The organism is Bradyrhizobium sp. (assembly GCF_016462955.1).
Classification (GTDB): domain Bacteria; phylum Pseudomonadota; class Alphaproteobacteria; order Rhizobiales; family Xanthobacteraceae; genus Bradyrhizobium.
In genome coordinates, this window is the sequence record NZ_JAEMSD010000401.1 from 1 (window position 1) to 3,906 (window position 3,906).

Consider the following 3,906-nt stretch of genomic DNA (forward strand, 5'->3'; position numbering starts at 1 on the left):
ACATGGCGCAGGCCGGCCGCCGCCGCCCTTGCCGCCGAGCGCCTCGGAGGCGATGCGCACCAGGTTCACGGCGTTGAATCGCGCAGTCAGGTCCTGCGTGACGCCGACCACGATTCCGGCCTTTCCGTCCTCGGTGACGCCGACGATGGCGACGACGCCGGAGCCGATCTGCTTCTTGGCCTCGTCGGCGAGGCTCTTGAGATCCTTCATCTCGATGCCTTCCACGGCCCGCGCCATCAGCTTGACGCCACCGGCCTCGCGCACGCCGCTCGCCGCGCCGTTGCTCGCAGCTGCGCCGCCGCCCATCGCCAGCTTCTTGCGGGCGTCGGAGAGCTCGCGCTCGAGCTTCTTGCGCTCCTCCATCAGCGCCGCGATGCGCGCCGGCACGTCGTCCACGGAGGTGCGCAGCTCGCCCGCCGCGGTCTTCGCCAGCGCCATGGTCTCGTTGGCGTGCCGGCGGGCATAATTTCCGGTCAGCGCCTCGATGCGGCGCACGCCCGAGGCGACGGCGCTCTCGCCCGTCAGCGTGATCAGCCCGATGTCGCCGGTGCGCCTGACATGCGTGCCGCCGCAGAGCTCGACCGACCAGCCGAGCATATTGGCGCCGCGCTCACGCGCGGTCCTGCCCATCGAGACGACGCGGACCTCGTCGCCGTATTTCTCGCCGAACAGCGCCCGCGCCCCGGCCTCGCGGGCCTCGTCGACGCCCATGATGCGCGTGGTCACCTCGTCGTTCTCCAGCACCACGTCGTTGGCGATGTCCTCGACACGCGACAGCTCCTCGGCCGTGATCGGCTTCGGATGCACGAAGTCGAAGCGCAGGCGATCCGGCGCGACCATCGAGCCGCGCTGGGCGATGTGATCGCCGAGCACCTGGCGCAGCGCCTCGTGGATGATGTGGGTCGCCGAGTGATGCGCGCGGATGGTCGAGCGCCTGGAATGATCGACCTCGAGCTGCAGCGCGGTGCCGAGCCTGACTTCGCCGCTCTCGACCGTGCCGATATGGACGAAGAGATCGCCGAGCTTCTTCTGCGTATCGGTGACGCGGACCTTGATGCCGCCCTCGCCCGAGAGCACGCCGGTGTCGCCGACCTGGCCGCCGGACTCCGCATAGAACGGCGTCTGGTTCAGCACGATCGCGCCCGTCTCTCCGGCCTTCAGGCTCGTGACCTCGGCGCCGTCCTTGACCAGCGCGGAGACCACGCCCTCGGCGCTCTCGGTCTCGTAACCCAGGAACTCGCTGGCGCCGAGCTTCTCGCGCAGCGGAAACCAGATCGCCTCGGAAGCGGCCTCGCCCGAGCCCTTCCAGGATTCGCGCGCCTTGGCCTTCTGCCGCTCCATGGCGTCGGTGAACGAGGCCTGGTCGACGCCGATGCCGCGCGACTTCAGCGCGTCCTGGGTCAGGTCGAGCGGGAAGCCGTAGGTGTCGTACAGCGTGAAGGCGACGTCGCCGTCGAACATGTCGCCCTTCTTAAGGCCCGCGCTCTTCTCGTCGAGAATGGCAAGGCCCCGCGACAGCGTCTTGCGGAAGCGGGTCTCTTCCAGCCGCAGCGTTTCCTCGATCAGCTTTTCCGCGCGCATCAATTCGGGATAGGCCTGGCCCATCTCGCGGACCAGCGCCCAGACCAGCCGGTGCATCAGCGGCTCCTTGGCGCCCAGCAGCTGCGCATGACGCATCGCCCGGCGCATGATCCGGCGCAGCACGTAGCCGCGGCCCTCGTTCGAGGGCAGCACGCCGTCCGAGACCAGGAAGGCCGAGGAGCGTAAGTGGTCGGCAATGACGCGGAACGAGGCGACGGTCTGCTCGGTCGGGCCGCTGCCGAGCGCGGACGCGGTCGCGTCGATCAGGTTCTTGAACAGGTCGGTCTCGAATACGCTCTCGACGCCCTGGAGGATGCAGGCCATGCGCTCCAGGCCCATGCCGGTGTCGATCGAGGGACGCGGCAAGCCGACGCGCTCCTCCTTCGTCACCTGCTCGTATTGCATGAACACGAGATTCCAGAATTCGAGGAAGCGGTCGCCGTCCTCTTGCGGCGAGCCCGGAGGCCCGCCCCAGATGTGCTCGCCGCGGTCGATGAAGATCTCCGAGCACGGGCCGCACGGCCCGGTGTCGCCCATCGCCCAGAAATTGTCCGAGGTCGGGATCCGGATGATGCGATCGTCGGAGAAGCCGGCGATCTTCTTCCATAGTCCCGCCGCCTCGTCGTCGGTGCGATAGACCGTGACCAGCAGCTTGTCCTTCTTCAGCCCGAACTCCGTCGTAATCAGCTTCCAGGCAAGCTCGATCGCGCGCTCCTTGAAGTAATCGCCGAACGAGAAATTGCCGAGCATCTCGAAGAAGGTGAGATGGCGCGCGGTGTAGCCGACATTGTCGAGGTCGTTGTGCTTGCCGCCGGCACGCACGCATTTCTGCGAGGTGGTGGCGCGCTGATAGGGCCGCTTCTCGACGCCGGTGAAGACGTTCTTGAACTGCACCATGCCGGCATTGGTGAACATCAGCGTCGGGTCGTTGCGCGGCACGAGTGGCGAGGACGCCACGATCTCGTGGCCGTTCTCGGCAAAGAAGTTCAGAAAGGTCGACCTGATCTCGTTGACGCCGCTCATGTTCATCCAATCGGGTGTGCTTGGGCCCGCTATACGCCATCCAAACCGCTGAGTTTGGGCTGATATCTGCTGACAGAAGCGCTTTTAGACAAGGCCAGCTTCGCTGTCCAGAAACTGTGCAGACAGATCAGAGGGTTGCCGCAGCAGCGCAATCCCGTTGAAAGGCGCCAGTGCCGCGTTGACAGGCTTGGCTCCCCTGTGATCTGTACCCATCTGTATCGTACGGCCACGTCGGGAGAGACCGGCTTTAGGCAGCCGGCGCCGAAGGAGCAACCGCCCCGGAAACTCTCAGGCAAAAGGACCGCGTGGCTTTGACAGCATCTGGAAAGAGGCGCCGACGGGCTTAAGACCCGGACTGCGTCCGCCGACGGGATAATACTCTCAGGCACAGCGACAGATGGGGCTTCGACTGGTGTCCATCGGGGAATCGTCCCCGGGGAACCGCCGAGGGTCCCATGATGCCAGCGCACGACCAAGCCGCCCTGAAACGTACGCCGCTCTACGAGCTCCATGTATCCCTGGGCGGCAAGATGGTCCCGTTCGCGGGCTACGACATGCCCGTGCAGTACCCCGCGGGCGTGCTGAAGGAGCACCTCCATACCCGCTCCAAGGCCGGCCTGTTCGACGTCTCCCATATGGGCCAGCTCCGCTTGCTGCCGAAATCCGGCAAGTGCGAGGACGCCGCCCGCGCGCTGGAGCGGCTGGTGCCGCAGGACATCGTTGCGATCGCGCCGGGACGGCAGCGCTACGCCCAGTTCACCAATGCCGAGGGCGGCATTCTCGACGACCTCATGGTCGCCAATTTCGGCGATCACCTGTTCCTGGTCGTCAACGCCGCCTGCAAGGCAGAGGACGAAGCGCATCTGCGCGCGAATCTGTCCGGCGACTGCATCATCGAGCCCCTCGCCGACCGCGCCCTGCTCGCGCTGCAGGGGCCGAAGGCGGAAGCCGTGCTGGCGAAATTCTGTGCAGAGGCGCCCGCCATGACGTTCATGGATGCCGGCCCGCACGAGGTCGCCGGTATCAAATGCTTCGTCTCGCGCTCCGGCTACACCGGCGAGGACGGGTTCGAGATCTCCGTTCCATCAGGCGACGCCACGCACCTCGCCAAGCTGCTGCTGGACGATCCGGACGTGCTGCCGATCGGTCTCGGGGCTCGCGACAGCCTGCGGCTGGAAGCGGGGCTCTGCCTCTACGGCCACGACATGGACGAGACGATTTCTCCGATCGAAGCGGGCATGCCCTTCGCGGTCGGAAAGAGCCGACGCGAGGCCGGCGACTATCGCGGCGCCGACCGCATCG

The 3,906-nt window shown here is 66.5% G+C and carries 1 protein-coding gene, 1 pseudogene and 1 riboswitch; of the genes and pseudogenes, one reads left to right on the forward strand and one right to left on the reverse strand.

The genetic code is table 11. The annotated features are described in order from the left end of the window. The coding region (alaS, locus tag JHD07_RS29640) for an alanine--tRNA ligase (protein WP_291628598.1) at positions 1–2,604 on the reverse strand (2,604 nt) is incomplete at its 3' end. Between the two features lie 222 nt (positions 2,605–2,826). Next, a riboswitch (glycine riboswitch) is annotated at positions 2,827–2,917 on the forward strand. Between the two features lie 142 nt (positions 2,918–3,059). Here alaS and gcvT point away from each other — a divergent pair. After that, a pseudogene (gene gcvT, locus JHD07_RS29645) lies at positions 3,060–3,906 on the forward strand (glycine cleavage system aminomethyltransferase GcvT); the annotation flags it as partial.